This window comes from Cryobacterium glaciale, from assembly GCF_004402535.1.
GTDB classification, from domain to species: domain Bacteria; phylum Actinomycetota; class Actinomycetes; order Actinomycetales; family Microbacteriaceae; genus Cryobacterium; species Cryobacterium glaciale.
The window spans coordinates 1-24,759 of record NZ_SOEY01000008.1 but is presented as its reverse complement, the minus strand read 5'-3'; the positions used below and the strand labels follow the sequence as shown (position 1 = coordinate 24,759).

Below are 24,759 nucleotides of genomic sequence, written 5' to 3'. Positions count from 1 at the left end.
AACGCATGACCGACACCACGACTCCCGCCCTGGCCCCGCTGCGCAACGCGACGCTGTCGTCGCTGCCCTCGACCGTGCAGGTTCCCAGCTACGACCGCACCGGTCTCACGGCCGGCATCGTGCACTTCGGCGTTGGCGGTTTTCACCGCGCGCACCAGGCCCTGATGATCGACGACCTGCTCGAGCAGGGCCTCGCCCGCGACTATGCCATCTGCGGTGTCGGCGTGATGCCCTCCGACGCCCGCATGCGCGACGCCCTGCTCGAGCAGGACAGCCTGTACACGCTCGTCGTGAAGCACCCGGACGGCACGCTCGACGCCCGGGTGATCGGGTCGATCATCGACTACCTGTTCGCTCCCGACGACGCGGAGGCCGTGATAGAACGCCTCGCGAGCCCCGAGGTGAAAATCGTCTCCCTTACCGTGACAGAGGGCGGCTACAACATTCACCCGGTCAGCGGCCGTTTCGACCTCAGCAACCCTCAGGTCGCCGCCGACCTGCAAGCGGATGCCGCCCCCGCGACGGTCTTCGGCCTCGTCGTCGAAGCCCTGCGTCGCCGACGCGAGCGCTCCATCGTGCCGTTCACCGTGATGTCCTGCGACAACCTGCAGGACAACGGTCGCGTCGCCCGCCGCTCCTTCGTGGCCTTCGCCACCGCCAAGGACGAAGGCCTTGGAGCCTGGATCGACGCCGCGGTGAGTTTTCCGAACTCCATGGTCGACCGCATCACCCCGGTCACGACCGACGACGACCGCGCCCAGATCGCGAAGGCCTTCGGGCTCGCCGACCGCTGGCCCGTCGTCTGCGAGCCGTTCCTGCAGTGGGTGCTCGAAGACTCCTTCACCGATGGCCGCCCGCCCTACGAGAAGTCGGCGGCGCAGCTCGTGAGCGACGTCGAACCCTACGAGCTCATGAAGCTGCGCCTGCTCAACGCGAGCCACCAGGGCCTCGCCTACTTCGCGCATTTGATGGGTTATCGCCTCGTGCACGATGCCGCGGCCGACCCGTTGATCGCCGGATTCCTGCGCGCCTACATGGACCGCGAGGGATCGCCGACGCTCAAGCCGGTGCCCGGAATCGACCTCGAGGATTACAAGACGCAGCTCATCGAACGCTTCAGCAACCCGGGCGTGCGCGACACCGTGGCCCGCCTCGCGGCCGAGTCGAGCGACCGCATTCCCAAGTGGTTGCTGCCGGTGATTCGCGAGCAGTCCGCCCGCGGCGGTGAGCTCGCCCTCTCGGCGGCGATCGTGGCGAGCTGGGCCCGGTATGCCGAGGGAACCGATGAGCAGGGCGCACCGATCGACGTCGTCGACCGCGTCAAAGACACCGTCATGCAGAACGCCGCCGGCTACGCGAGCGACCCGCACTCGTTCCTGCGCGACCGTGACCTGTTCGGCGACCTGATCGACGACGCCGCCTTCGTGGCGGCGTACGATAACGCGCTCGGCCTGCTGCACACTGTCGGAGCCCGCGGCACCCTCGAGGCGCTGACGAAGTCCCTCGATTAGGCTTGAGTCACAAACCCAGGTTTCAAAGGAGATGCCGTTGGCACTGAATCGTCGTGTGGTTGTCGGAGTCGATTCTTCGACCCAGAGTTGCAAGGTCGTGAGTGTCGACGCCGACACCGGTGAGCTGTTGCAGTTGCAGAGCGCCCCCCACCCCGACGGCACGAGCATCAACCCGGATCGCTGGTGGGAGGCTTTCGAGCAGGCCGGCGGCGGCGCATCCGCTGGGGGCGAAGGCAACGTGCTCGCCCTCGGCGTGAGCGCGCAGCAGCACGGAATGGTCGCCCTCGACGCGGCCGGCACGCCGGTGCACGACGCCCTGCTCTGGAACGACGTGCGCAGCGCCCCGCAGGCGAAAGCGCTCACCGAGCAGTACGGCGCCTCGATGTGGGCCGACGAGGTCGGCGTCGTGCCGGTCGCCTCGTTCACCATCACCAAGCTGGCCTGGCTGCAGCAGAACCGCCCGGAGCTCGCCGCCCGCGTCGAGCAGGTTTTGCTGCCGCACGACTGGCTCACCTGGAACATCCTCGGGCGGCCAGCCGAGGCCACGACCGATCGCAGTGATGCCTCGGGAACCGGGTATTTCTCGGTGCACAGCAACGAGTACCGGCTCGATCTGCTCGAGGCAGCCCTCGGCCGTTCTGCCCGGGTGCCGCGCGTGCTCGGTCCGGCGGAGCGGGCCGGGGTCACCAGCGGCGGCGTCATCGTGTCGGCCGGCGCCGGCGACAACGCCGCGGCCGCGCTCGGCCTCGGTGCCGCGGAGGGCGACGTGGTCGTCTCGATCGGCACGAGCGGCACCGTTTTCGCGAGCACCGCCGCCCGCATAACGGATGCCTCCGGCTCCGTCGCGGGGTTCGCCGACGCCGCCGGCGGCCAGCTTCCCCTGCTCGCCACCATCAACGGCGCCCGCACCCTCGTGGCGACGGCCCGCATGCTCGACGTCGACATCGAACGCTTCGGCGCCCTCGCCCTGAGCGCCCCGATCGACGCGGACGGGCTGCTCATGCTGCCCTACCTCGACGGCGAACGCACCCCGAACCTGCCGGAAGCCACCGGTTCGCTCACCGGCATGCGCCGGGCCAATATGCGCCCAGAGAACCTGGCGCAGGCATCCGTTTTGGGGCTGGTCTGCAGCCTGGCCGACGCACTTGACTCGCTGCGCCACCAGGGGGTGCCCGTTCGCCAGGTGATTCTGATCGGTGGGGGCTCGCAGTCGCCCGCCGTGCAGAAGATCGCCGCCGACGTCTTCGGCGTGCCGGTCGTACTGCCCGCCCCCGGCGAATACGTGGCGCTCGGCGCGGCCCGGCAGGCTGCCTGGGCGCTCGACGGCGAGTTTCCCGCGTGGAAGCTCGAGATCGCGACCGAACTCGAGCCCGCAGGCAACCGTGACTGGGCCATCGACGTGCGCGCCCGCTACGCGGAGCAGCGCGGCCTGATCTACGGGGTCTGAGGCTAGGGGTCCCCGATGAACCAGATTCGTCTTCGATCCAGACTCGTCGCCGCTAACAGCAGCGCCCCTGCGGATTCTTATCCTGGCGATCGGTCTGGTCCCGCCAGAATTCGCGCTCGGTCATGAGCGGATGCGGCGCGCGGCCCACGCCCGCAGCATCCGTTCCGCAGGCGGCTGCGTGGTGCGCCACATACTTCGCGTAGGCATCTTCACCGAGAACGCCTTTGAGATACCAGGCCACGCTGCGGGCGCCCTTGCGGACGCCCGCCAGCAGGGTCATCAGTGGCCCTTGATTTTGATCTTCTTGTGCAGGGGAAGGGCGTCCCACTCGGCCTGCAGCACCTTTTCGGGCGCCGTCATGATGAAACCGGCCGGCGCGTAGATCTGCGACTGCACGGCGTCATCCTCGCTCGTGGCGCTGGAATGGTTGCGGTACGCGCGCACGGTGGCCTGGATGGCCGTGAGGATCACGATGATGGCGAGTACGACGAAGATGATCGACAGCACGCCCTGCACCATCGTGTTGCGCACGACGGCCTCCATGGCTTCAACACTCGGTGCGGTACCGAAGCTCGTCTCGCCGGCGGCGAGGGCCTCGGAGAACGCGCGGTTCTGCGCGAAGTAGCCGATGCCGGGGGTGGCCCCAAATATCTTCAGGAACGACGCAGAGATGGTGACCACGGCGGCGAAACCGAGAGGAAGCGCCACCACCCAGAGGTACTTGAACAGACCACGCTTGGCGACGATGGCCATACACACGGCCAGGGCAATGGCCGCGAGCAGCTGGTTGGCGATGCCGAACAGCGGGAACAGCGTGTTGATGCCGCCGAGCGGATCGGTCACTCCCATCAGCAGCACGGCTCCCCAGGCGGCGACCATGATGGCCGTTGCGGCCCAGGCACCGGGGCGCCAGGAGGTGTTCTTGAACTTCGGGAAGAAGTTGCCGAGGCTGTCTTGCAGCATGAACCGGGCAACGCGGGTGCCGGCATCCACTGCGGTGAGAATGAACAGGGCCTCGAACATGATGGCGAAGTGGTACCAGAAGCTCATCATCGACGTGCCGCCGACGAGCTGCTGCATGATGTGCGAGAGCCCGACGGCGAGCGTGGGGGCGCCGCCGGTGCGGGAAACGATCGACTCTTCGCCGACGTTGGTCGCCATCTCGGTAAGCATGCTCGGCGTGAGGTTGACGCCGGTCAGGCCGAGGCTGTTCACGAACGCGACCGCGCCCTGCACGGTGCCGCCGGTGAGGGCGGGCGAGGCGTTCATGGCGAAGTAGATGCCACGGTCGATCGAGAGCGCCGCGACGAGGGCCATGATCGCCACGAGCGATTCCATGAGCATGCCGCCGTAGCCGATGAAGCGGGTCTGGCGTTCCTTCTCAATGAGCTTGGGCGTGGTGCCCGAGGCGATGAGCGCGTGAAACCCGGAGAGGGCGCCGCAGGCGATCGTCACGAACAGGAACGGAAACAGCGTTCCGGCGATGACCGGGCCGGTGCCGCTCGTGGCGAATTCGCTCACGGCCGGCACGCTGATTTCGGGACGGATGATGACGATCGCCACGGCGAGCATGCCGATCGTGCCGATCTTCATGAAGGTCGAGAGGTAGTCGCGCGGGGCGAGCAGCAGCCAGACCGGCAAAATGGCGGCGATGAAGCCGTAGATGATGATGCCCCAGGCGATGGTGACTTTGTCGAGCAGCAGGTAGGTCTGGCCCCAGTCGGTGCCGGCGACCATGCCGCCGCCGACGATGGCGGCGATCAGCAGCACGAAGCCGATGATGGAGATCTCGGTGATTTTGCCCGGGCGGAAGAAGCGCAGGTAGCAGCCCATGAACAGCGCGATCGGAATGGTCATGCCGACCGAGAACACGCCCCACGGGCTTTCGGCGAGGGCGTTGGTGACGACGAGGGCGAGGATGGCCACGATAATGACCATGATCACGAGCGTTGCGATCAGAGCAGCGGTGCCGCCGATCACACCGAGTTCGTCGCGGGCCATCTGGCCAAGCGAACGACCCCCGCGACGCATGGAGAAGTGCAGAATGAGGTAGTCCTGCACCGCACCGGCGAGCACAACGCCGACGATGATCCAGATCGTTCCGGGAAGGTAGCCCATCTGCGCGGCGAGCACCGGGCCCACGAGCGGGCCGGCGCCGGCGATGGCGGCGAAGTGGTGGCCGAACAGAACGCGACGGTCCGTTGCAGCGAAGTCCTTGCCGTCGGCCTTGTACTCGGCCGGGGTAGCCCGACGGTCGTCGGGACGCACGATGTGCTTCTCGATGAACTTCGAATAGAAACGGTAGCCGATGAGATAGGTGCAGATCGCGGCGAAGACGAACCAGATGGCGTTCACGGTCTCACCGCGCACCACGGCGAGCATCACCCAGCTGAGTCCGCCGAGCAGCGAAATAGCCGACCAGATCGCAATTTTCAGGGGCGTCCACTGACGATCGTGGGCGGCAAGCTCCTCCGGATTCAGGGCGACGGCGAGGTCGCGCGGAATCCGTTTCAGAGCGGTCGGTGATTCGGTCGTTCCTTCGGTCGTGCTGGACGCTGCGCCCATTTCTCCTCCTTGAGCCAAGGCAAATCCTGTGAATCCGCCTACTTACGTTACCTCCGCGCGAGAAGGCGTCCGAACCCGGGCGGGAACCGGCGGGAGATCGAGCGCGTAAAATGGGTAGTCGGGCACTCGCCCGCATTCTGCGCCTTCGACCATTGGAGCCACCGTGGCCGCACCCACTCATCTTGATTCCGTCATCGCCCTCGCCCGCCACCGCGGTTTTGTCTTTCAGGCCGGTGAGATCTACGGCGGATCCCGTTCCGCCTGGGACTACGGCCCCCTCGGCGTCGAGCTCAAGGAGAACATCAAGAAGCAGTGGTGGCGTTCGATGGTTACGAGCCGCGACGACGTCGTCGGCCTCGACTCGAGCGTGATCCTGCCTCGCCAGGTCTGGGAAGCATCCGGTCACGTCGAGGTTTTCAGCGACCCGCTGATCGAGTGCACCAGCTGTCACAAGCGTTTTCGCGCCGATCACCTTGAAGAACAGTATGAGGAGAAGAAGGGCCGCCCGCCCGAGAACGGGCTCGACGACATTGCCTGCCCCAACTGTGGAAACCGTCACATCTGGACCGAGCCGCGCGCCTTCTCCGGCCTGCTCAAGACCTACCTCGGCCCGGTCGATGACGAGGCCGGCATGCACTACCTGCGCCCGGAGACCGCGCAGGGCATCTTCGTGAACTTCGCCAACGTTCTGCAGGCCTCGCGTTCCAAGCCCCCGTTCGGCATCGGCCAGATCGGCAAGAGTTTTCGCAACGAGATCACACCGGGCAACTTCATCTTTCGCACCCGCGAGTTCGAGCAGATGGAGATGGAGTTCTTCGTCGAGCCCGGCACGGATGAGACCTGGCACCAGTACTGGATCGACACCCGTATGAAGTGGTACACCGACCTCGGCATCAACCCCGAGAACCTGCGCCTGTTCGAGCACCCGGCCGAGAAGCTCTCGCACTACTCGAAGCGCACCGTCGACATCGAGTACCGCTTCGGCTTCACCGGCACCGAGTTCGGCGAGCTCGAGGGTGTCGCGAACCGTGGCGACTTCGACCTGTCGACGCACGCGAAGGCATCCGGTAAGGATCTTTCATACTTCGACCAGACCAAGAACGAGCGCTGGACGCCGTGGGTGATCGAGCCGGCCGCCGGCCTGACCCGTTCGCTGATGGCCTTTCTGGTCGACGCGTACGTCGAAGAAGAGGTTCCCAACGCCAAGGGAGGCGTCGACAAGCGCACCGTGCTCAAGCTCGACCCGCGACTGTCGCCGGTGAAGGCCGCGATTCTGCCGCTGTCGCGCAACGAGAAGCTGTCGCCGATGGCCCGCGAGCTCGCCGCGAGCCTGCGCCAGCTCTGGAACGTGGACTTCGATGACGCCGGAGCCATCGGCCGCCGCTACCGCCGCCAGGACGAGATCGGCACGCCGTTCTGCATCACCGTCGACTTCGACTCGCTCGATGACCAGGCCGTCACCGTGCGCGACCGCGACACCATGGCGCAGGAGCGGGTGCCGCTCGCCGAGCTCGAGGCCTACCTGGCCGTGCGCCTTCGCGGCGCCTAGCGCTCCACAGACGGATGCCGCGGGCCGGCCGGCAGCGCCGGTCCGTCGCATCCAGGCGGTCACGTCGCCCGCACTCGCCCGCTCTGACCGTCGCACCGTCGCGAGACGACGACTGGCCGATGCACAGGGACCGGTTGCAGGCTAGGAGGCGATCGAGCCGGTGCCGGCAGCATCCGCTGCACCGGCGGCGGGCAGCGTGACGTCGATGCCGAACAGGGCGTCGAGGCCCCCGAGGTAGGCGTCCTGCTCGCCGGCGCGGGCGAGGTCGCGGGCGCGCACCATGGGGGTGTGCAGCAGTACGCCGGCCAGGTGGCGCAAAGCCGACTCGGTGGCTTCGCTCGAGTCGCCGCGGCTGCGGGCCCGGGCGATCTCGGCGTCGCGCAGTTCGAACACGTAGCTGCGCAGGGCGACGACGGCCGGGGTGAGGCTCTGCTCTTCGGCCACGTCGGAGAATTTGCGGGCGGCCTTGCCGACGATCTCGCGGGCCTCGGTCGTGGCGTTGAGTTCTTCGAGCGGGGCGTGGATGCTGATGGTCTCGAGGTCGAGCAGTTCGACGCCGGGCACCAGGGTCACGTCGGGAGCCACGTTGCGGGGCAGGCCGAGGTCGATGATGAGCTGCGGCGGCGCTTCGGGGCCGGAATCCGCCGGGCAGAGGCGGGCAGGGGCGTCGGCTGTGGCGCCGGCGATCGCGAACGGGTCCGTGCCGATTTCGGCACGACCGCGCGTGATCAGGGCCGCGTCGATCACGTGGTCGTCGCGCAGGGTGCAGGTGACGACGACGTCGGCGCGGGCGACCTCGGCGGCGAAATCTGCCGGCGGAACGGCTTCGATACCGTGCGAGGTGGCGAATCCGACGGCACGACCGGACGGCGAGTAGACGCGCACGTTTTCAGCTCCGCGGTCGCGCAGGGCGGCGAGCGAGGCGCCGGCGTAGCGGCCGGTCCCGACCAGCAGTACGCGGGCACTCGACCAGTCGCTGACCCGGCTTTCGGCCAGTTCGAGAGCGAGGCGCACGATCGAACGGCCGGCCGAGCCGATGCCCGTGCGGTTCTTGACACCGCGAGAGGTTTGGGAGGCCCGTTGAAACAGACGCTCGAGTTCGGGGCTCGTGGTTCCGTTGGCGCGAGCCTGCTCGAGAGCGCGGCGCACCTGGCCGGCGATCTCGACCTCGCCGACGACGACGGATTCCAGTCCGCTCGTGACGGCGAACAGGTGCTCGGCGACCCCGTTGCCGTGCACGAGGGTCAGGTTGTCGCGCAGGGTGTCCTCGGTGATACCGGTGCTGGCACTCACGGCTTCGATCGCCGCGTAGACAGCCGGCAGGGGAGAGACGCCGTAAGGCTCATCCAGGTCGAGGTAGGCCTCAAACCGGTTGCAGGTCGCGACGACGACGGCACCGCTGAGTGGCCCGTGCTGCTCCACCATGCGAGTGGCCGAAGAGCCCCCGCCCACAGACAATTTCTCCAGCACATCGAAGGTGGAGTTTTTGTGACTGGCGGACAGAAGAATGAGCACTAGATGATTCTACGACTTCTTGCTGTACGCTTCCGTCGCGCGGCGTCAGGGATGTTTGAGAGAATAGGCGAGATGATCCTCGACGCGCAGCATCCACTCTCCTCCGGCCTCACCGCCGATTCCCGCCTGATCCAGGCCTACCAGGGCGCCCGGCCCGCCGTGACGCCGGTGTGGTTCATGCGGCAGGCCGGTCGATCACTGCCCGAATACCGCGAGTTGCGGGTGGGAACGCGCATGCTCGACGTGTGCCTGGACCCCGAATTGGCGAGCGAAATCTCGCTGCAGCCGGTGCGTCGCCACAATGTCGACGCCGGAATCTTCTTCAGCGACATTGTCGTACCGCTCAAGCTCGTCGGTGTCGACGTGTCGATCGTGGCCGGCAAGGGTCCGGTTCTCGGCACGGCCGTGCGCAGCCGAGCGGATGTCGACTCCCTTACCGCCCTCGACCCCGCCCTGCTCGATGAGGCCCTCGCACCGATCAGCGCGGCCGTGTCGATGGCGGTCGCCCAGCTCGGATCGACGCCGCTCATCGGCTTCGCCGGCGCCCCGTTCACCCTCGCCGCGTACCTGGTCGAGGGCGGTCCGTCGAAGGACCACATCCACGCCCGCACCCTCATGCACGCTGAGCCCGAAGCCTGGGCAAAGCTCATGGCCTGGACCGCCGATGTCACCGGCCGGTTCCTGCGTGCGCAGGTGCTCGCCGGCGCGAGCGCCGCGCAATTGTTCGACTCGTGGGCCGGAGCGCTCTCGCTGGCCGATTATGCGGCATCCGTTGCCCCCGCCTCGGCCGCAGCGATCGCCCACGTGCGCGAACTCACCTACAGCGTGCCGGGCGCTGGAACCGAACCGGCCGACCGCAACGTGCCCATCGTGCACTTCGGTGTGGGAACGGGCGAACTGCTCAAGGAAATGCACAACATCGGCGCCGACGTCGTGGGCGTCGACTACCGGGTACCGCTCGACGAGGCCAACCGCCGGCTCGGCGGTGCCGTTCCGGTGCAGGGCAACGTCGATCCGGCCCTGCTCGCAGCTCCCTGGCCCGTGCTCGAAGCGCACGTGCGCGACGTACTCGAACGCGGACGCACCGCACCTTCCCACGTGCTCAACCTCGGCCACGGCGTTCCGCCCGACACCGACCCCGATGTGCTGACCCGTCTGGTCAGCCTCGTGCACGACGTGAGCGCGGCCGAGTAGGAGCAGCAATATGACCACAGCGATCGACGTTCTCGTGATCGGCGGGGGAGTGGCCGGTCTGGTCGCTGCCCGCGAATGCGCCCAGGTGGGGCTCTCCGTCACCATCATCGAGGCGACGGATGCCGTGGGCGGCCCGGTCGCCGGCCACGTTCTCGACGGGCTCAGCCTGGACAGCGGCTCCGAGAGCTTCGCGGTGCGCGGCGGCACTGTGGCCGCCTTCATCGAGGACCTCGGCCTCACTGACCAGGTCGTCGCGCCCAACGCGGCCGGCGCCTGGCTGCACCTGCCCGCCCTCCACCCGGGTTCGCCATCCAGGGCCCGCGCGAAGAAAATCGCGGCCGGACGTGCCCTGCCACGTCCGGCAACGGATGCCTCGGTCAGCGTTCCGCTGCCCAAGGCCGGTGTTCTCGGCATCCCCGGCTCGCCGCTCGCCGACGACGTGCGCCGCGTCATCGGCTGGAAAGGGTCGCTGCGCGCCTACCTCGACCGGCTCATGCCCGTGCTCACGATCGGCCGCGAGCACAGCCTCGGCGAACTGGTGAAGAAGCGCATGGGAGCGCGCGTGCTCGACCGCCTCGTGGAACCGGTCGCCTCCGGCGTGTACACGACGAGCGCCGTCGACCTCGAAATCGACGTCGTCGCCCCCGGTCTCAACCGCGCCCTGACCACCGCCGGCTCGCTCTCCGGCGCCGTCTCGGCCCTGCGTGCCGGCGCCCCGGCCGGTTCCAACGTCGGCGGACTGCTCGGCGGCATGGCCAGCCTGCCCGCCGCGATCGTGGCTGCCCTGGAACACCACAATGTGACCATTCTGACCGCCACCACGGCCGAAACCCTGGCCCGCTCCGGCACCGACGACGCGCCCACCTGGGACGTCACCGTCACCCGGCAAGCGGATGTCGACCCCGCCGACCTCGACAGCGCCGTGCCCGCCGCTGCTGTGCCTGCCGCCACCGCGCCCACCACGGCAACGCTCACCGCCCGCTACGTCATCGTCGCGACCCAGGGCGCGCAGGCCCTGCGACTGGTCAATCCGCTCGGCGAACAGTTCGACGCGCTCGCCGAACTGGACTGGCCGGCCCCGACCGCCGTCACCCTCACCTCGCTCGTGCTCGACGCGCCCGCCCTCGATGCGCACCCGCGCGGCACCGGCGTGCTCGTTGCCGTCGATGCCCCAGACGTCACCGCCAAGGCGCTCACCCACGTCACCGCGAAGTGGGCCTGGGTGGCCCAGGCAGCCGGTCCCGGCCGCCACGTCGTGCGGCTCTCCTACGGTCGCGCCGGAGCGCCCAACCCCACCGACGACCTGAGCGACGACGAGCTGCAGGCGCTCGCGCTGCACGACGCATCCGTTCTGCTCGGAGTGCCGCTGCCGGCGAGCTGCGTGCGCGCCTTCGCCCGCACGGAGTGGCGCGACGCCCTCTCGCCGGCGACGCTCGGGGCGCCCGAACGCGCCCAGCGGGTGCGCGAGGCTGTCGCAGCGACCCCCGCGCTGGAGATCACCGGCGCCTGGCTGGCCGGAACCGGGCTCGCCTCGGTCATTCCGCACGCCCTCGAGGCCGGCGACCGCATTCGGCACGCCGCCCTCGGCCTCACCATCACCGCGCCCGACCTCTAAACCCCGCCGCGAAACTGTGCACTTCCTGTATTGATACAGGCGCACCCAGACATGCCGAGGCGACACCCCCGACGCAAACGGTGAACCGGGTTACTCTGGGGGGACCTTACGAGAGTGGAGACTCAATGCGCGGAAAGCTTCTGTTCATCACGGGCGGACTCGTCGGCTATGTGCTCGGTGCACGTGCCGGTCGCAAACGTTACGACCAGATCGCTGCCGCCGCCAATGATCTCTGGAACGCCAAACCCGTGCAGCGACGCGTGACCGAGGTGCGCGACGCCGCCCTCGAACTCGTCGGCGACGTTCCCTCCACCCTGTTCAAGGCCGGCAAGAAGGCTGTCGCCCAGGCCGCGGCGAAGAAGAAGCAGGCCACCTCCAAAACGGATGCCCCCGCCGCCTCAACCTCCGCCGCCTCAACCCCCGCGGCTTCCACTCAGGCCGCGCAGGCCAGCGCCACCACGAGCCACACGGGCGCCGCGAAGCCGAAGGCGAAGCCGGCGGCGGATGCCGGCGACAAGACCGCGAACTGAACAGTACCTCGTAGAATTCTCAACACCTGACACACCGACACCCGAACGTAGGGAAGGCAATCCGTGACTAGCAGTGGATTCAACCCGAAGAGCAAGCGCCCGTTGCTCGCCCTGATCGGGGAGCTGCCCGGCCAGATCAGCGCCCTCGTCAAAGCCGAATTGGATGCCTTCAAGGCCGAGTTCGCCGCGAAGGCCAAGAACTTCGGGGTCGGTGCCGCCCTCTTCGTGGTGGCCGGTGCCATCCTCTTTTTCGCCCTCGGCGTGTTTGTCGCCCTCGCGGTGATCGCACTGGCCCTCGTGCTGCCGCTCTGGCTGGCCACCCTCATCGTGGCGGTGGCACTCGTGCTCGTGGCCGTCATCCTCGTGCTGATCGGTGTGAACCGGGTGAAGGCGGCTACGAAACCCGACCCTGAGGGCGTGCACGCGAGCATCCGTGCAGACGCAGATGCATTCAAGGGAGTTGGCGAATATGACCACAAATAGCAGCACCGAGACCGAGAAGCACGGCATCAGCGACCTGCGCGCCGAAGCGCGGCACGCGCGCGCCGAGCTCGCCTCGACGCTCGATGCGATCGAGTACAAGTTCAACCTGCCCAAACAGCTGCGCATCAAACGGCGTCAACTCTCCCATGCCCTGCGCCAGCTCGGCGAGGACAGCCCGGCTGCGCTCGTTGGTATTGCGCTCGGTGCGGCGACCGTCGTGGGCGTGATCGTCTGGTTCGGCGCTTCCGCGGTGGCCAAAAACCGCTAGCTTTCGGGTGGCTTCACAGGAACCGCGGCGCTCATTTAGGTGACCGGACCAATTCGGAGCAGACTAGAGCCATGACTCACCCGGCTGCCGGAGAGGCAGTACCCAGCGTTCAGCCCACCACCACCACCACCGATTCCGAGGTAACCGCGGCTTCGCCGCAAGGTTTCACCCTCTTCACCGTTCTGCGAAAAGATCCGCACAACCCCGACGACCTCGACGGCCGCGACGTTCCGCACGCCGTGAACGAGCTCGACGATGTGGTGGCCCTCATCGAAGCCGAGGGCGTCACCGTGCGCGGCTTCTACGATGTCTCCGGCCTCAAGGCCGACGCCGACGTCATGATCTGGACCCACGCTGACAATGCCGAGACCCTGCAGTGGGCCAACCGCGAGCTGCGCCGCAGCCGCCTGCTCAAGAGCCTGCTGCCCACCTGGAATGCCATGGGTGTGCACCGCGACGCCGAGTTCAACAAGAGCCACGTCCCCGCGTTCCTGCGCGGGGTCGAGCCCAAGGCCTGGCTCACCATCTACCCCTTCGTGCGCAGCTTCGAGTGGTACCTGCTGCCAGAAGAAGACCGCAGCCGCATGCTCGCCGACCACGGCCGTAAGGGCGCCGCCTACCGCGGAGCCCTCGCCAACACCGTCTCGGCCTTCGCCCTCGGCGACTACGAGTGGCTGCTGCCGATCGAGAGCGACGAACTCACTGAACTCGTCGACCTGATGCGCGGCCTGCGCGACACCGAGGCCCGCCGCCACGTGCGCGAAGAGGTTCCGTTCTTCACCGGACGCCGCATCGATTCCGCAGAGCTCGTCGAGGTGCTGCAGTAATGGCCCAGTACGACGCCGTCCTGCTGGCCGGTTTCGGTGGCCCGGAGGGCCAGGACGACGTGATTCCGTTCCTGCGGAATGTCACCGGCGGGCGCGGCATACCCGAGGAACGCCTCGAGGTCGTCGCCAAGCACTACCGCCACTACGGCGGCGTCAGCCCCATCAACGACCAGAACCGCGTGCTGAAAGCGGCCCTGCAGGTTGAACTGACCCGGCGCGGCATCGACCTGCCCGTGATCTGGGGCAACCGCAACTGGGCGCCCTACATTAAAGACACGATCTCCCAGGCCCACGCGGATGGCCAGGACCGCCTGCTGGCGATCGCGACGAGTGCCTACAGCTCCTACAGCGGATGCCGCCAGTATCGCGAAGACTTCGCTGCGGCCCTCGCTGACAAGGACCTCACCGGCACGGTCCACATCGACAAGATCCGCCAGTTCTTCGACCACCCCGGGTTCGTCGACCCGTTCATCACCGGTGTGACCCAGGGGCTGAAAGACGTGGCCCTGGCCATTCCCGGCATCAACGTGGACACCGAGGTCGAGATTCTGTTCTCCACCCACTCCATCCCGATGACGGACGCCAACAAGAGCGGCCCGGCCGAGCGCGGTTTCGGCGAGGGTGGCGCCTACGCGGCGCAGCACCGCGCCGTCGCCCAGGTCATCATGGACTCCCTCGTGGAACCTGATCTCGACAAGCTCGATCCAAGTGAGTCCAGGGTTCCGCTCAAAACGCAGTGGCAGCTGGTCTACCAATCCCGCAGCGGCCCGCCCAGCATGCCGTGGCTCGAACCCGACATCAACGATGCGATCGCCCTGCTGCCGGCCCGCGGCATCCGTGCCGTCATCATCGTGCCGCTGGGTTTCGTGAGCGACCACATGGAGGTCATGTGGGACCTCGACAACGAGGCGATGGAGACGAGCGAGAAGTTCGGCATCAAGGCCGTGCGCGTGCCGACCCCCGGCGTCTCGCCCGACTTCGTGAGCGGCCTCGTCGACCTGATCGAGGAACGCCTCAACGACACGCCGGCCTCCGACCGCCCGGCCAAGACCACGCTCGGCCCCTGGTACGACGTGTGTCGCCCCGGCTGTTGCGAGAACGTGCGTCTCGGCTTCAAACCGGCCGTCGCGGGAATGGCGCCATGACCGTGATCCGCGTGGGTACCCGCGCGAGCGCGCTCGCGCTCGCGCAGACCCAGACCATCGTCAACCGCATCGCGGCCTCGGCCGGCGTCGAGGTGGAAATCGTGCGCGTCACCACTCACGGCGACACGTCGACCGAGCCTCTCTCGAGCCTCGGCGGCACGGGTGTGTTCGCGAGCGCCCTGCGCGAAGCCCTGCTGAACGACGAGTGCGACGTCATCGTGCACTCCTTCAAGGACCTGCCGACCGAGCCCCACCCAGGCCTCGTCATCGGTGCAACCCCCAAGCGAGCGGATGCCCGCGACGTGCTGGTGGCGCGCACCGGCTTCACCCTGGACACCCTGCCAGAGGGGGCCAGGGTCGGAACGGGCTCGCCCCGCCGGGTCGCCCAGCTGCTGGAGCGTCGCCCCGACCTGACGATCGTCGACATTCGCGGCAACATCGACACCCGCGTGGGGCGTGTCGCCGAGGGCGACCTCGACGCCGTCGTGCTCGCCGCTGCGGGTCTCGGCCGTCTGGGCCGGCTCGATTCCCTCGCACCCGAGTTTCTCGACCTGTCGGCCTGGCCGACCGCTCCCGGCCAGGGAGCGCTCGCGATCGAAGTGCGCGATGGCAAGCCTGATCGCCTGCTCGGCGTGGCCCTTGCCGCCATGAACCACGCCTCCACCGAGGCGACGACCACCGCCGAACGCACGGTGCTGGCCCGCCTCGAGGCCGGCTGCGCCGCACCGATCGGTGCGACAGCGGTCGTCGACGATGGTCTGCTCTTTCTCACCGCGACCGTGTACAGCCCGGATGGCTCCCGCAAGGTCACCAGTTCACACGCGGCGACGCCCGATTCCCACTCCGCCCTCCATCTCACCGAAGCCGCTCTCGACGTGGCCGAACGAGTGTCCATAGATCTTCTGGCCGGTGGCGCGGCCGAGTTCGCTCCCCTGAAAGTGACTGAGTGACCACGTGACCAATCGACTGACCAAGCCCCTCGCGGGCTGGCGAGTTCTCGTTCCGCGCGGCGGACCCTGGGGTGACCAGGTGGCAGCGAATCTGCGGGCCAGGGGTGCGCATCCGATCGTCGCTCCCATGATCAACTTCGCCGCCACGGACGACGCCCCGGCCCTCGACGCGGCGCTCACCCGCCTCGCCGCCGGCGACTTCGACTGGATGACCATCACGAGCGCCACGACCGTCGACGTTCTGTCGTCGCACCGTGCGGTCGTCGCGCCCGGAACACGCATCGCCGCGGTCGGTGAAACCACCGCGGCTGCGCTCATTGCGGCCGGCTATCACGTGGACATCGTTCCATCCGAAGACAACTCTGCCCGCGGCCTGCTCGAGGAATGGGAGACCGCCACCGCCGGCGTCATCCCGCTGCGCGTGCTGACCCTGCGCAGTGAGATCGCCAAGCCGCTCCTGAGCGAGGGACTGCGCCGCATCGGTCACGACGTGGAATCCGTCGTCGCCTACCGCACGATCGGTGTTCCGGTCAGCGACCAGGTCGTCGCCGACGTCAAGGCCGGCCTCGTGCACGCCGTGCTCGTGACGAGTGGCAGCGTCGCGCGCCAGGTGCGCGACCAGTTCGGCGACATTCCCGAGCGCACCCTCGTGGCCTGCATCGGCCCGCAGACTGCCAAGGATGCCCGCGCTCTGGGGCTGCGCGTCGACGTTGTCGCCTCGGAGCGCAGCGCCGAGTCCCTCATCGAGGCGCTCGTCGACGCCGCTCTCGCGGGAACCGCACCGGCGCTCTAGAGCGCAGGTAACGACCGGATAACGAAACGTGCAGCGGGCGGCGTAGGGTAAAGGGGTGACCAACCCCGTTATTCGCCCACGACGCTTGCGCACCAGCCCCGCGCTTCGTCGCCTGGCCAGTGAAATTCGTGTCCACCCGGCGGAGCTCGTGCTGCCCATGTTCGTGCGCGAAGGCGATGAGACCCGCCCGATCAGTTCGATGCCCGGCGTCGTGCAGCACAGCATCGACAGCGCCCGTCGTGCCGTTGTGCAGGCGGCGGAAGCCGGCGTCGGCGGCATCATGCTGTTCGGGGTGCCAGAAGTGCGGGATGCCACCGGCACCGGCGCGACCGACCCGAACGGCATCCTCAACCTGGCCACCCGCGCTATCGCCTCCGAGATCGGCGATGCCCTCGTGGTGCAGACCGACCTGTGCCTCGACGAATTCACCGATCACGGCCACTGCGGCGTGCTCGCGGCCGACGGCCACGTCGACAACGACATGACCCTCGAGCGCTACCGCGACATGGCATTGGCGCAGGCGTCGGCCGGCTCTGCACTGCTGGGCCTCTCCGGCATGATGGACGGCCAGGTCGCTGCCGTGCGCGAGACCCTCGACGCCAACGGCTTCGAAGACACCGCGGTGCTCGCCTACTCGGCCAAGTACGCCTCCGCCTTTTACGGCCCGTTTCGCGAAGCCGTCGCCTCGACCCTGGTCGGCGATCGCCGCACCTACCAGCTCGATCCCGCCAACCGCCGGGAGGGCGTGCGCGAAGCCCAGCTCGACATCGAGGAGGGCGCCGACATCGTCATGGTGAAGCCGGCCGGCAGCTACCTCGACGTGCTCGCCGAAGTCGCCGCCATGAGTGATATTCCGGTTTGGGCATATCAGGTCTCCGGCGAATATGCCATGATCGAGGCCGCTGCCGCGCAGGGTTGGATCGACCGGCGCCGCGCCGTCGAAGAGTCGGTGCTGAGCATCCGCCGGGCCGGAGCCGACGCCGTACTCACCTACTGGGCCGTTGAACTGGCCACCTGGCTCAAGGAGGAGCAAGCATGACCGACACGATCAGTGCAGAAGCGACGTCGAGCCCGGTGGAGCACGTTTCCACCCACAATGACGAACTGTTCGATCGCGCCCGCCGCGTCATTCCCGGCGGGGTCAACTCGCCGGTGCGTGCCTTCGGCTCCGTCGGCGGCACCCCGCTGTTTCTGGTGAAGGCCGCTGGCGCCTACGTCACCGATTCCGACGGCCGCGAGTACGTCGACCTCGTTAACTCCTGGGGTCCGGCCATTCTCGGTCACGCGCACCCCGAGGTCATCAAGGCCGTGCAGGATGCCGCCGCCCTCGGGTTGTCCTTCGGTGCATCGACCCCGGCCGAGACCGAACTGGCCGAACTGGTCGCCGACCGGGTCGGCGCGGTGCAAAAGTTGCGCCTGGTCTCGACCGGGACCGAGGCGACCATGACGGCCATTCGCCTGGCCCGCGGTTTCACCGGTCGTGACCTGCTGATCAAGTTCGCCGGGCACTACCACGGCCACTCCGACGGACTGCTCGCCCAGGCCGGCTCCGGCCTCGCCACCCTCGCGCTGCCCGGCTCGGCCGGCGTGACCGCCGCGACCGCCGCGCAGACGCTCGTGCTGCCGTACAACGACCTCGATGCCGTGCGGGCCGCTTTCGAAGCGCACCCAGGGCGCATCGCCGCCATCATCACCGAGGCGGCCGCCGCCAACATGGGTGTCGTCGCCCCGGATGCCGGCTTCAACGCGGCGCTGTCGTCGATCGCGCACGAGAACGGTGCGCTGCTCATTCTCGATGAGGTCCTCACCGGCTTTCGGGTGAGCCGCTCCGGCTTCTGGGGCCTCGAAACCAGCAGCCTCGAGTCGGCCGGCGAAGAGTTCTACACGCCCGACCTGCTCACCTTCGGCAAGATCATCGGCGGTGGCCTGCCCGTCGCCGCCCTCGGCGGTCGAGCCGACGTCATGGACTTTCTCGCCCCGACCGGCCCGGTGTACCAGGCCGGAACCTTGTCGGGCAACCCGGTCGCCGTCGCGGCCGGCATCGCGACCCTCAACCTGCTCGACGAGAGCGTCTACGACCGGCTCAACGCGACCGCCACCATCCTCTCGGAGGCGGTCTCCGCCTCGCTCGCCGCCGAGGGAGTGGCCCACCGGGTGCAGCGGGCCGGGAACCTGTTCAGCTTCGTCTTCGGCGAGGAGGCGCAGGGTTCGGCCCCGCGCACCTACGCCGACGTGCAGCGCCAGGAGGCCTTTCGTTACGCACCGTTCTTCCACGCCATGCTCGACAACGGAGTGTCCCTGCCGCCGAGCGTGTTCGAGGCCTGGTTCGTTTCCGACGCGCACGACCAGAGCGCCATCGGGCGCATCTTCGAGGCGCTGCCCGCTGCGGCCAAGGCCGCGGCCGCCGCAACCCCGCAGGGCTGATCCGCTCTGATTGTCGAGATCCTGCGCTGGGACGTTATTGCTTTTGTTCGCTTCAGACAACGGGTTTTCGGCCCTGACCGGGCAGACTGGAACAATGGCTTCCCTGAGCGTGCATTCTGACCGGCTCGAGATCCACCTGACGCGCGCGGAAAGAACCCTCGCGCTGCGACGGGAGTCGATCGTGGTGCAGCGGGACAACATCCGTTCGGTCATCATCACCGAAGATCCGTGGATCTGGCTGCGCGGAATTCGCGCCCTCGGTTCGATCGTTCCGCTCGTCGTGGCTGCCGGAACCTGGAAGTTTCACGGCGGCAAGGACTTCGTCTCGATCAAGCGTCACCGTCCGGCCGTGGTGATCGACCTCGTCGACGAAGAATTCGCCCGCGTCATTCTCACGAGCCAGCACGCGACCGATCTGATCGACTCGCTCAAGCTGCCGGTCGAACCGACTGCGGCCGTACCGACCCCCGCCGAGCCGACCAGCTAGGTGACGTCCCTCTTCCAGCTCACGGCATAGCCGATCACGGTCGCGATCAGGGCGTAGCCGAGCAGCACGAGGCCGCCCTGCCACCAGTCCAGCGGCGCGGTTCCGGCCGGGCTCGCCATGGTGAAGACGCTCGCGCCGACCAGGGCATCACTCGCGGCACCGGGAAGAAAGTTACCGATCTTCGCGGTGACCTCGAGAAAAGATGCCGCCAGCCGCAGCAGTGGCTCGACGAACTGGGTGAAGGCCAGCACGATCACGATCGAGGCGACCTGGTTCGGCACGAGCGCGCCGAGGCCCACACCAATCGCTGCCCACAGGCCCATGGCGAGCAGGGTGCGAGCGACCAGCAGCCAGGTCTCCGCGCCCTGCAGCAGCGCGTCCACCCCGAACGCGCTCAGCACCCCACCACCGATACCGACGGATGCCGCCAGCGCGACGACCCCGAACCCCGCGCCGATCAGCACCAGCGTCACCGTCTTCGCGCCGAGCACCAGACCGCGGCGGGGGGTGGCCAGGAAGGTGGGGGTGAGGGTCTGGTGGCGAAATTCACCGGTCGTCGCGAGGGCGCCGAGCAACACCGGAAAGACGTAGCCGACCGAGGAGGCGAAGCTGTAAATGAGCGGCGGGAGGCTGCCGAAATCGGTGGGCCCGCCGCCGGTGTTCACGGCATCCGGGCTGATCACACCGGTCTGGATGCCGGCGAACAAGGCCGCGAGGCCGCCGGCCAGCAGGCCGATGTAGCCAAACAGCACGATAGCGAGGATCCACCACAGGCGCGTGGTGAAGATCTTGGCGAATTCGGCCGAAACAGACCGCAGGAACATTGTCATAGCGTGTGGCCTCCGCCGACGAGGGCGAGAAACGAGTCTTCGAGGCCGGCTTTCTGCCGATGCAGCACGCTCAGCTCGACCCCGGCAGTGAATGCGAGGTGGCCGAGCAGTGCCGGGTCGCCCGTCGCGGCGAGCAGCCCGGTGCGGCCGATCGAGAAGGTGATGCCGGCCGCCGTGAGGGCTGCGGCGAGGGCCTCGCGGTCGGGAGACTCGACGATCGTCTGGGGCGCGGCATCCGTGTCGAGGCTTGACAGCGGGCCGAGGTGCACGAGTTCGCCGCGGGCGATGATGACGACGTCGTCGACGCTCTGCTGCACCTCGGAGAGCAGGTGCGAGCTCACCAGCACGGTGCGACCCTCGGCGGCCATGTCGCGAAGAAATCCGCGAATCCAGCGGATACCCTCCGGGTCCAGTCCGTTGATCGGCTCGTCGAGCACGAGCACTCCCGGGTCGCCGAGCAGGGCGTAGGCCAGGCCGAGGCGTTGGCGCATGCCGAGCGAGTAGCCGCCGACGCGCTGGGCGGCGTGGGCGGCAAGGCCCACCAGGGTGAGCACCTCCATGACGCGGGTGCGCGGCAGTCCGGCCGCGATCGCGTAGACGCCGAGGTGGTCTCGGGCGGTACGTCCCGGGTGAAAGCTTGCGGCTTCGAGGGCTGCGCCCACTGTTTTGAGCGGATGCGGCAGGTCGCGGTAGCGCACGCCGCCGAACGTGGCCGTGCCGCTGCTGGCTGCGACCAGCCCGAGCAGGATGCGCAGGGACGTGGTCTTGCCGGCACCGTTCGGACCGAGAAAGCCGGTAACCCGGCCGGGTTCCACCGTGAACGACAGATCCTTGACCGCGGCGACCCCGCCAAAGCGTTTGCTGATGCTGGTGAATTCGATAACAGCGCCGGTAGACATCCGACTCCCCTCTGTAGTATTTCCCACCCTATGGCCCGGCGGGTCGTCTTACGCCGCCGACCGGGGTTTATTTGGGTGGGCGTGCGCGGCGCAGACCGGCGACGCCAGCGCGACGCACTCGGGGCAGATCACGAGCTGCTCCCGGCAGGATGCCTCCCGGCAGTTGAGCATGTTCGTCGTCGGCGCCGCACAGAGCCGGCAGACGCCGAGCACGGCAGCATCGGGAGCGAAGTCGAGGGACATCCGCTGGTCGAAGACGTAGAGCGAACCCGACCACAGGCCCTCGTTGCCGAAGGCCTCGCCGTACCGCACGATGCCGCCGTCGAGCTGGTAGACCTCCTCGAAACCGCGCGCCTTCATGAGGCCGCTCAGCACCTCACAGCGGATGCCGCCGGTGCAGTAGGTCACCACCGGCTTGTCCTTGAGGTGGTCGTACTTGCCGCTGTCGAGCTCGGCCACGAACTCGCGGGTGTTGGCTACGTCGGGCACGACCGCGTTTCGAAAGTGGCCGATCTCGGCCTCGAATCTGTTGCGCCCGTCGAAGAAGACGACGTCGTCGCCGCGCTCGGCGACGAGCGCATTGAGTTCGGCCGGCGCCAGTTTGGTGCCGCCGCCGATGACTCCGGCCTCGTCGACGCGCAGCTCGCCGGGGGCGCCGAAACTCACGATCTCCTCGCGCACCTTGACCACGAGCCTGGGAAAGTCGAGGCTCAAGCCGTCGGCGTCGAGGCCGGTACCCTCGCTCCACTTGAAGTCGATGTTCTTGAACGCCGGGTAGTCGCGCGTTTTGCGCACGTACTTCTTGATGGCGGGCAGGTCGCCGCCGACCGTGCCGTTCAGGCCGTCTGCCGATATGAGGATGCGCCCGCGCAGGCCGAGCCCGGCGCACAGGTCGCGCTGCCAGAGCCGAACGGCCTCCGGGTCGGCCAGCGGCGTGAAGATGTAATAGAGCAGAATCTTCGGAATGGCCATAGGGCCAGTTTACGAGCGCGCGCGTAGGCTGGCCGCACTGATTGTCTCGCAACAGATCGACCACGAACGCACACGGAGGCCACCGATGACCCAGGACCCGCTCGCCCGCTTCGGCGAGGTGCCGCAGTTCGCACTCACCAGCACCGACATGACCGACGGTGGCCCGCTGCGCCCAGCCCAGTACGGCACCGACGCCGGGGGAGCGGATGTTTCCCCGCAGCTGTCCTGGTCGGGTTTCCCCGCCCTGACCCAGAGTTTCGCCCTCACCGTGTACGACCCCGACGCTCCCACCGGCTCCGGGTTCTGGCACTGGGCCGTGGCGAACCTTCCGGTGGAGGTAACCAGCCTGCGGGCCGGCGGCGCTCTGCCGGCCTCGGCGCTCGTACTGCCGAATGAAATGCGCCTCACGTCGTTCGCCGGCGCCGGGCCGCCGCCCGGAACCGGCACGCACCGCTACCAGTTCATCGTGCACGCCGTCGATGTACCTACGCTCGACCTCGACCCGCAAGCCACGCCGGGCGTTCTCGGCTTCAATCTGCACTTTCACACGCTCGCGCGCGCGGTGCTGGAGGCGACCGGGGTCGCGGGCGGGGCATCCGCTGCCTGAGCGCGGGTGCCGACGGCCCATCTGAAACCGGGAGTTACCCCCAAATGGGGTACTTCCCAGTAAGGATTCGGGGGAGTCGACCTAACCTCAGGCAGTGAGTTACACCAGCACCACGTTCGGCACCGTTCGTCCCATTCCCCCGTACCGCCCGCCGTCGTCGACGGATCGCGTTGCAACGTCGGCCAGGGCCTGGCTGCACGACATCCGTTTGCACGCTGACGGAGTGACCGTCGACCGCTCGGCGCACCGCGAGACGGGTATCCGTCGGCTGCCGGTCTGGGCGTGGCGCGCCTTGATGCTGCGACGGGCGACCCCGGTGCATAGGTTCAATCTGCATCCGATCGATTCGGTCGAGTACGATCTCGATCTCGACTACGTCGGGGATGGCGAGAAGATCCATCGGCTCGACGTGTTGTCGCCCAAGCGCGATGCCGGCGCGCCGCCGCTCCCGGTCTACGTGTACTTTCACGGCGGCGGCTGGACCTCGGGCGACAAGGACCCGCTCACCAAATACTGCGCGACCCAGGCCGCCGAGGGCATGATCGTGGTCAACGCGAATTACCGCATGGCCACGCGATTCCAACTGAAACACATGATGCACGACGGCAACGCGGTGCTCGACTGGGTCGCCCGCAATATCGCCGCATACGGGGGAGACCCGACTCGTATTGTGCTCGGCGGTGACTCCGCCGGCGGCCACATCGCGGCGCTGCTCACGGCCGCGGCCTACACGCCGGAGCTCGCCGAACACTACGGCATTCGCCCGCCGGTCGCGGCACGCAACCTGCGCGGCCTGGTGCAGCACTGCAGCATCGCCGACTTCTCGGTGCTGTTCGACCGCGGGTTCGTCTTGAGCCTCAACTTCGTGCGGATGCTGCTGCCCGAGCGCGGCCGCGGGCAGCACCTGCGCACGGCAGCACGGTTCATGTCGCCGATCGAGTGGCTCGACCGCGGTTTTCCGCCGGTCTTCGTCACCACCTCGGAGCGGGACTATTTCTACCGCGCGAATCTCAACTTCATTGAGGCGTTGCGGGCGCGCGCGATCCGGGTCGACACCCTCATTTACGGGCGGCGCAGCGTCAACACCAAGCACACCTGGCAGCAGGACGACACGCATCCGGAATCGCAGGAGGTCTACCGCCGGCTCGGTGCGTTCGTGCGTGCCATTGCGCCGCGTGCGGTTGCTGTGACCTAAGAACGCGCCGGCGACTGTGATACATCGTGCACGCACCCCCCGCTGGGGCAGCGGATGCTGGCGCTCACCCACAACGGATGCCCCGCCCGCGCTCCTGCTTCGTTAGCATCGTCTCGTGCATATGTTCTTTCGAACCCTCCTCCATGCCGTGCTGTCGAAGTTCGGCCCCCGGCTCGGTCACTTCGACGTCACCCGCACCAATTTCGTGACGATGCCGACCGACCTGGACATCTTGCGGCACATGAACAACGGCGTCTACCTGTCGATCATGGACGTGGCGCGCTTCGACATGCTGCACCGGACCGGCGTCTGGGCCATCTTCCAGGAGCGCGGCTGGTACCCGGTCGTGGTGTCAGAGACGATCAGCTTTCGCAAGTCGCTCACGGTCGGCCAGAAATTCACGGTGGAGTCGCGCATCCTCGGCTTCGACGAGAAAGCCGTGTACGTCGAGCAACGCTTCGTACGACCGGATGCCGACGGCTCACCCGAGATCTACTCCCACGGCTACATTCGCGGACGCTTTCTCAAGCGCACCGGCGGCGTCGTGACGATCGACGAACTGCTCGAAGCCATCGGCGTAGCCCCCGACAACGTGAGTGTTCCCGAGTGGCTGCTCGAGTGGAGCCGCAATGCCGCCGCTCCCGCGACGCGCGCTCCCGCTCCCAGCATCTGGAACTAGCATCTGCTGATTGAGAAGCGCCAACCGAGCCACGAGTAGCACTAGGTGCGCCAGGGTGGTTCGGGGCTGGGGGTGTTGGCTCGGTGGCTGTGGGCTGGGCGCCAGGTTTGGGTGGGGTCCCAGAGGAGTGGGCCGAGTACTTGGGGCCTTCCGCCGACCATGCGAATTTGCCAGCCGTTGGTGTCGATGGTGTGGTGATGAAACCAGCACAAGAGTGTTCCGTTGTCGACGTTGGTTGGTCCGCCTTGTCCGGCGGGGTGGACGTGGTGGACTT

General features: G+C 67.8%; 24 protein-coding genes and 1 pseudogene. 18 read left to right on the top strand and 7 right to left on the bottom strand.

Going from position 1 to position 24,759, the window contains the following annotated elements:
- The first annotated feature begins 5 nt into the window (after positions 1–5).
- Together E3O06_RS04915 and xylB are read left to right on the top strand one after the other, a co-directional pair.
- Positions 6–1,511 (top strand): mannitol dehydrogenase family protein, encoded by a 1,506-nt coding sequence (locus E3O06_RS04915; RefSeq protein ID WP_134501882.1) that lies wholly within the window; start codon positions 6–8, stop codon positions 1,509–1,511.
- Between the two features lie 43 nt (positions 1,512–1,554).
- A complete protein-coding gene (xylB, locus tag E3O06_RS04910; protein WP_134502157.1) occupies positions 1,555–2,958 on the top strand; it encodes a xylulokinase in 1,404 nt (467 codons plus the stop codon).
- A gap of 52 nt (positions 2,959–3,010) precedes the next feature.
- Here xylB and E3O06_RS04905 read toward each other — a convergent pair whose 3' ends face one another.
- Entirely contained in the window at positions 3,011–3,238 is a 228-nt protein-coding gene (locus E3O06_RS04905; RefSeq protein WP_134501881.1) for a YbdD/YjiX family protein, read from the bottom strand.
- Positions 3,238–5,523, bottom strand: coding sequence for a carbon starvation CstA family protein (locus E3O06_RS04900; RefSeq protein ID WP_134501880.1), 2,286 nt, complete (start codon positions 5,521–5,523; stop codon positions 3,238–3,240). The genes E3O06_RS04905 and E3O06_RS04900 overlap by 1 nt, the downstream gene beginning before the upstream one ends.
- A 163-nt stretch (positions 5,524–5,686) precedes the next feature.
- On the opposite strand from E3O06_RS04900, the gene E3O06_RS04895 reads away from it, so the two are divergent.
- A complete protein-coding gene (locus E3O06_RS04895) occupies positions 5,687–7,072 on the top strand; it encodes a glycine--tRNA ligase (RefSeq protein ID WP_134501879.1) in 1,386 nt (461 codons plus the stop codon).
- Between the two features lie 141 nt (positions 7,073–7,213).
- Here the strand turns inward: E3O06_RS04895 and E3O06_RS04890 are convergent, their stop codons facing one another.
- Positions 7,214–8,587, bottom strand: coding sequence for a glutamyl-tRNA reductase (locus E3O06_RS04890; RefSeq protein WP_134501878.1), 1,374 nt, complete (start codon positions 8,585–8,587; stop codon positions 7,214–7,216).
- Between the two features lie 72 nt (positions 8,588–8,659).
- Between E3O06_RS04890 and hemE the strand changes: the two genes are divergently transcribed.
- The 12 genes from hemE (at position 8,660) to E3O06_RS04830 (ending at position 19,303) form a co-directional block, all read left to right on the top strand.
- Complete coding sequence (gene hemE, locus E3O06_RS04885) at positions 8,660–9,781, top strand: uroporphyrinogen decarboxylase (RefSeq protein ID WP_134502156.1); 1,122 nt, start codon at positions 8,660–8,662, stop codon at positions 9,779–9,781.
- Between the two features lie 10 nt (positions 9,782–9,791).
- Positions 9,792–11,396, top strand: coding sequence for a protoporphyrinogen/coproporphyrinogen oxidase (locus E3O06_RS04880; RefSeq protein WP_134501877.1), 1,605 nt, complete (start codon positions 9,792–9,794; stop codon positions 11,394–11,396).
- A 125-nt stretch (positions 11,397–11,521) separates the two neighbouring features.
- Positions 11,522–11,926 (top strand): hypothetical protein, encoded by a 405-nt coding sequence (locus E3O06_RS04875; protein ID WP_134501876.1) that lies wholly within the window; start codon positions 11,522–11,524, stop codon positions 11,924–11,926.
- A gap of 63 nt (positions 11,927–11,989) precedes the next feature.
- On the top strand, positions 11,990–12,409 hold the full coding sequence (locus tag E3O06_RS04870; RefSeq protein WP_134361645.1) for a phage holin family protein: 420 nt from the start codon (positions 11,990–11,992) through the stop codon (positions 12,407–12,409).
- Positions 12,396–12,677 carry a hypothetical protein gene (locus tag E3O06_RS04865; RefSeq protein WP_241979866.1) on the top strand — a complete coding sequence of 94 codons (282 nt, stop codon included), beginning with the start codon at positions 12,396–12,398 and terminating at the stop codon, positions 12,675–12,677. The genes E3O06_RS04870 and E3O06_RS04865 overlap by 14 nt, the downstream gene beginning before the upstream one ends.
- Before the next feature lie 71 nt (positions 12,678–12,748).
- Positions 12,749–13,504, top strand: a complete 756-nt coding sequence (gene hemQ / locus E3O06_RS04860; protein ID WP_134501875.1) for a hydrogen peroxide-dependent heme synthase — start codon at positions 12,749–12,751, stop codon at positions 13,502–13,504.
- Entirely contained in the window at positions 13,504–14,649 is a 1,146-nt protein-coding gene (locus E3O06_RS04855) for a ferrochelatase (RefSeq protein WP_134501874.1), read from the top strand. The genes hemQ and E3O06_RS04855 overlap by 1 nt, the downstream gene beginning before the upstream one ends.
- Positions 14,646–15,599: a hydroxymethylbilane synthase gene (gene hemC, locus E3O06_RS04850; RefSeq protein ID WP_134501873.1), complete on the top strand. Its 954-nt coding sequence runs from the start codon at positions 14,646–14,648 to the stop codon at positions 15,597–15,599. The genes E3O06_RS04855 and hemC overlap by 4 nt, the downstream gene beginning before the upstream one ends.
- 4 nt (positions 15,600–15,603) lie before the next feature.
- Positions 15,604–16,392, top strand: a complete 789-nt coding sequence (locus E3O06_RS04845) for a uroporphyrinogen-III synthase (RefSeq protein ID WP_134501872.1) — start codon at positions 15,604–15,606, stop codon at positions 16,390–16,392.
- Positions 16,393–16,447: 55 nt separating this feature from the next.
- Positions 16,448–17,431, top strand: coding sequence for a porphobilinogen synthase (hemB, locus tag E3O06_RS04840; RefSeq protein WP_134501871.1), 984 nt, complete (start codon positions 16,448–16,450; stop codon positions 17,429–17,431).
- On the top strand, positions 17,428–18,816 hold the full coding sequence (hemL, locus tag E3O06_RS04835; RefSeq protein WP_134501870.1) for a glutamate-1-semialdehyde 2,1-aminomutase: 1,389 nt from the start codon (positions 17,428–17,430) through the stop codon (positions 18,814–18,816). Before hemB ends, hemL begins: the two co-directional genes overlap by 4 nt.
- Positions 18,817–18,910: 94 nt before the next feature.
- The gene (locus E3O06_RS04830) at positions 18,911–19,303 is read left to right on the top strand and encodes a hypothetical protein (protein WP_134501869.1); all 393 of its coding nucleotides are present in this window, start codon (positions 18,911–18,913) and stop codon (positions 19,301–19,303) included.
- Here the strand turns inward: E3O06_RS04830 and E3O06_RS04825 are convergent.
- From E3O06_RS04825 to trhO, 3 genes are read right to left on the bottom strand one after another with little or no spacing between them, the layout of a single operon-like run.
- The gene (locus tag E3O06_RS04825) at positions 19,300–20,127 is read right to left on the bottom strand and encodes an ABC transporter permease (RefSeq protein ID WP_134501868.1); all 828 of its coding nucleotides are present in this window, start codon (positions 20,125–20,127) and stop codon (positions 19,300–19,302) included. The two genes, E3O06_RS04830 and E3O06_RS04825, sit on opposite strands and share 4 nt — an antisense overlap.
- A 2-nt stretch (positions 20,128–20,129) precedes the next feature.
- Positions 20,130–21,032 (bottom strand): ATP-binding cassette domain-containing protein, encoded by a 903-nt coding sequence (locus E3O06_RS04820; protein WP_134501867.1) that lies wholly within the window; start codon positions 21,030–21,032, stop codon positions 20,130–20,132.
- A gap of 48 nt (positions 21,033–21,080) precedes the next feature.
- Positions 21,081–22,004 (bottom strand): oxygen-dependent tRNA uridine(34) hydroxylase TrhO, encoded by a 924-nt coding sequence (gene trhO, locus E3O06_RS04815; RefSeq protein ID WP_134501866.1) that lies wholly within the window; start codon positions 22,002–22,004, stop codon positions 21,081–21,083.
- An 85-nt stretch (positions 22,005–22,089) separates the two neighbouring features.
- On the opposite strand from trhO, the gene E3O06_RS04810 reads away from it, so the two are divergent.
- The 3 genes from E3O06_RS04810 (at position 22,090) to E3O06_RS04800 (ending at position 24,485) form a co-directional block, all read left to right on the top strand.
- Positions 22,090–22,611, top strand: coding sequence for a YbhB/YbcL family Raf kinase inhibitor-like protein (locus E3O06_RS04810; protein ID WP_134501865.1), 522 nt, complete (start codon positions 22,090–22,092; stop codon positions 22,609–22,611).
- Between the two features lie 94 nt (positions 22,612–22,705).
- Complete coding sequence (locus E3O06_RS04805) at positions 22,706–23,806, top strand: alpha/beta hydrolase (RefSeq protein WP_241979865.1); 1,101 nt, start codon at positions 22,706–22,708, stop codon at positions 23,804–23,806.
- Between the two features lie 121 nt (positions 23,807–23,927).
- Entirely contained in the window at positions 23,928–24,485 is a 558-nt protein-coding gene (locus E3O06_RS04800) for an acyl-CoA thioesterase (protein WP_134501864.1), read from the top strand.
- Positions 24,486–24,526: 41 nt separating this feature from the next.
- Here the strand turns inward: E3O06_RS04800 and E3O06_RS17795 are convergent.
- Positions 24,527–24,759: pseudogene (locus E3O06_RS17795) on the bottom strand (HNH endonuclease signature motif containing protein); the annotation flags it as partial.

Bases quoted from the DNA above. Each gene is read 5' to 3' on its own strand.
- E3O06_RS04830 (WP_134501869.1), top strand. From the start codon at position 18,911: ATGGCTTCCCTGAGCGTGCATTCTGACCGGCTCGAGATCCACCTGACG.
- E3O06_RS04800 (WP_134501864.1), top strand. From the start codon at position 23,928: ATGTTCTTTCGAACCCTCCTCCATGCCGTGCTGTCGAAGTTCGGCCCC.
- hemL (WP_134501870.1), top strand. From the start codon at position 17,428: ATGACCGACACGATCAGTGCAGAAGCGACGTCGAGCCCGGTGGAGCAC.
- E3O06_RS04810 (WP_134501865.1), top strand. From the start codon at position 22,090: ATGACCCAGGACCCGCTCGCCCGCTTCGGCGAGGTGCCGCAGTTCGCA.
- E3O06_RS04855 (WP_134501874.1), top strand. From the start codon at position 13,504: ATGGCCCAGTACGACGCCGTCCTGCTGGCCGGTTTCGGTGGCCCGGAG.
- hemQ (WP_134501875.1), top strand. From the start codon at position 12,749: ATGACTCACCCGGCTGCCGGAGAGGCAGTACCCAGCGTTCAGCCCACC.
- hemE (WP_134502156.1), top strand. From the start codon at position 8,660: ATGATCCTCGACGCGCAGCATCCACTCTCCTCCGGCCTCACCGCCGAT.
- E3O06_RS04880 (WP_134501877.1), top strand. From the start codon at position 9,792: ATGACCACAGCGATCGACGTTCTCGTGATCGGCGGGGGAGTGGCCGGT.
- E3O06_RS04825 (WP_134501868.1), bottom strand. From the start codon at position 20,127: ATGTTCCTGCGGTCTGTTTCGGCCGAATTCGCCAAGATCTTCACCACG.
- trhO (WP_134501866.1), bottom strand. From the start codon at position 22,004: ATGGCCATTCCGAAGATTCTGCTCTATTACATCTTCACGCCGCTGGCC.
- E3O06_RS04900 (WP_134501880.1), bottom strand. From the start codon at position 5,523: ATGGGCGCAGCGTCCAGCACGACCGAAGGAACGACCGAATCACCGACC.
- E3O06_RS04820 (WP_134501867.1), bottom strand. From the start codon at position 21,032: ATGTCTACCGGCGCTGTTATCGAATTCACCAGCATCAGCAAACGCTTT.
- hemC (WP_134501873.1), top strand. From the start codon at position 14,646: ATGACCGTGATCCGCGTGGGTACCCGCGCGAGCGCGCTCGCGCTCGCG.
- E3O06_RS04905 (WP_134501881.1), bottom strand. From the start codon at position 3,238: ATGACCCTGCTGGCGGGCGTCCGCAAGGGCGCCCGCAGCGTGGCCTGG.
- E3O06_RS04915 (WP_134501882.1), top strand. From the start codon at position 6: ATGACCGACACCACGACTCCCGCCCTGGCCCCGCTGCGCAACGCGACG.
- E3O06_RS04875 (WP_134501876.1), top strand. From the start codon at position 11,522: ATGCGCGGAAAGCTTCTGTTCATCACGGGCGGACTCGTCGGCTATGTG.
- E3O06_RS04865 (WP_241979866.1), top strand. From the start codon at position 12,396: ATGACCACAAATAGCAGCACCGAGACCGAGAAGCACGGCATCAGCGAC.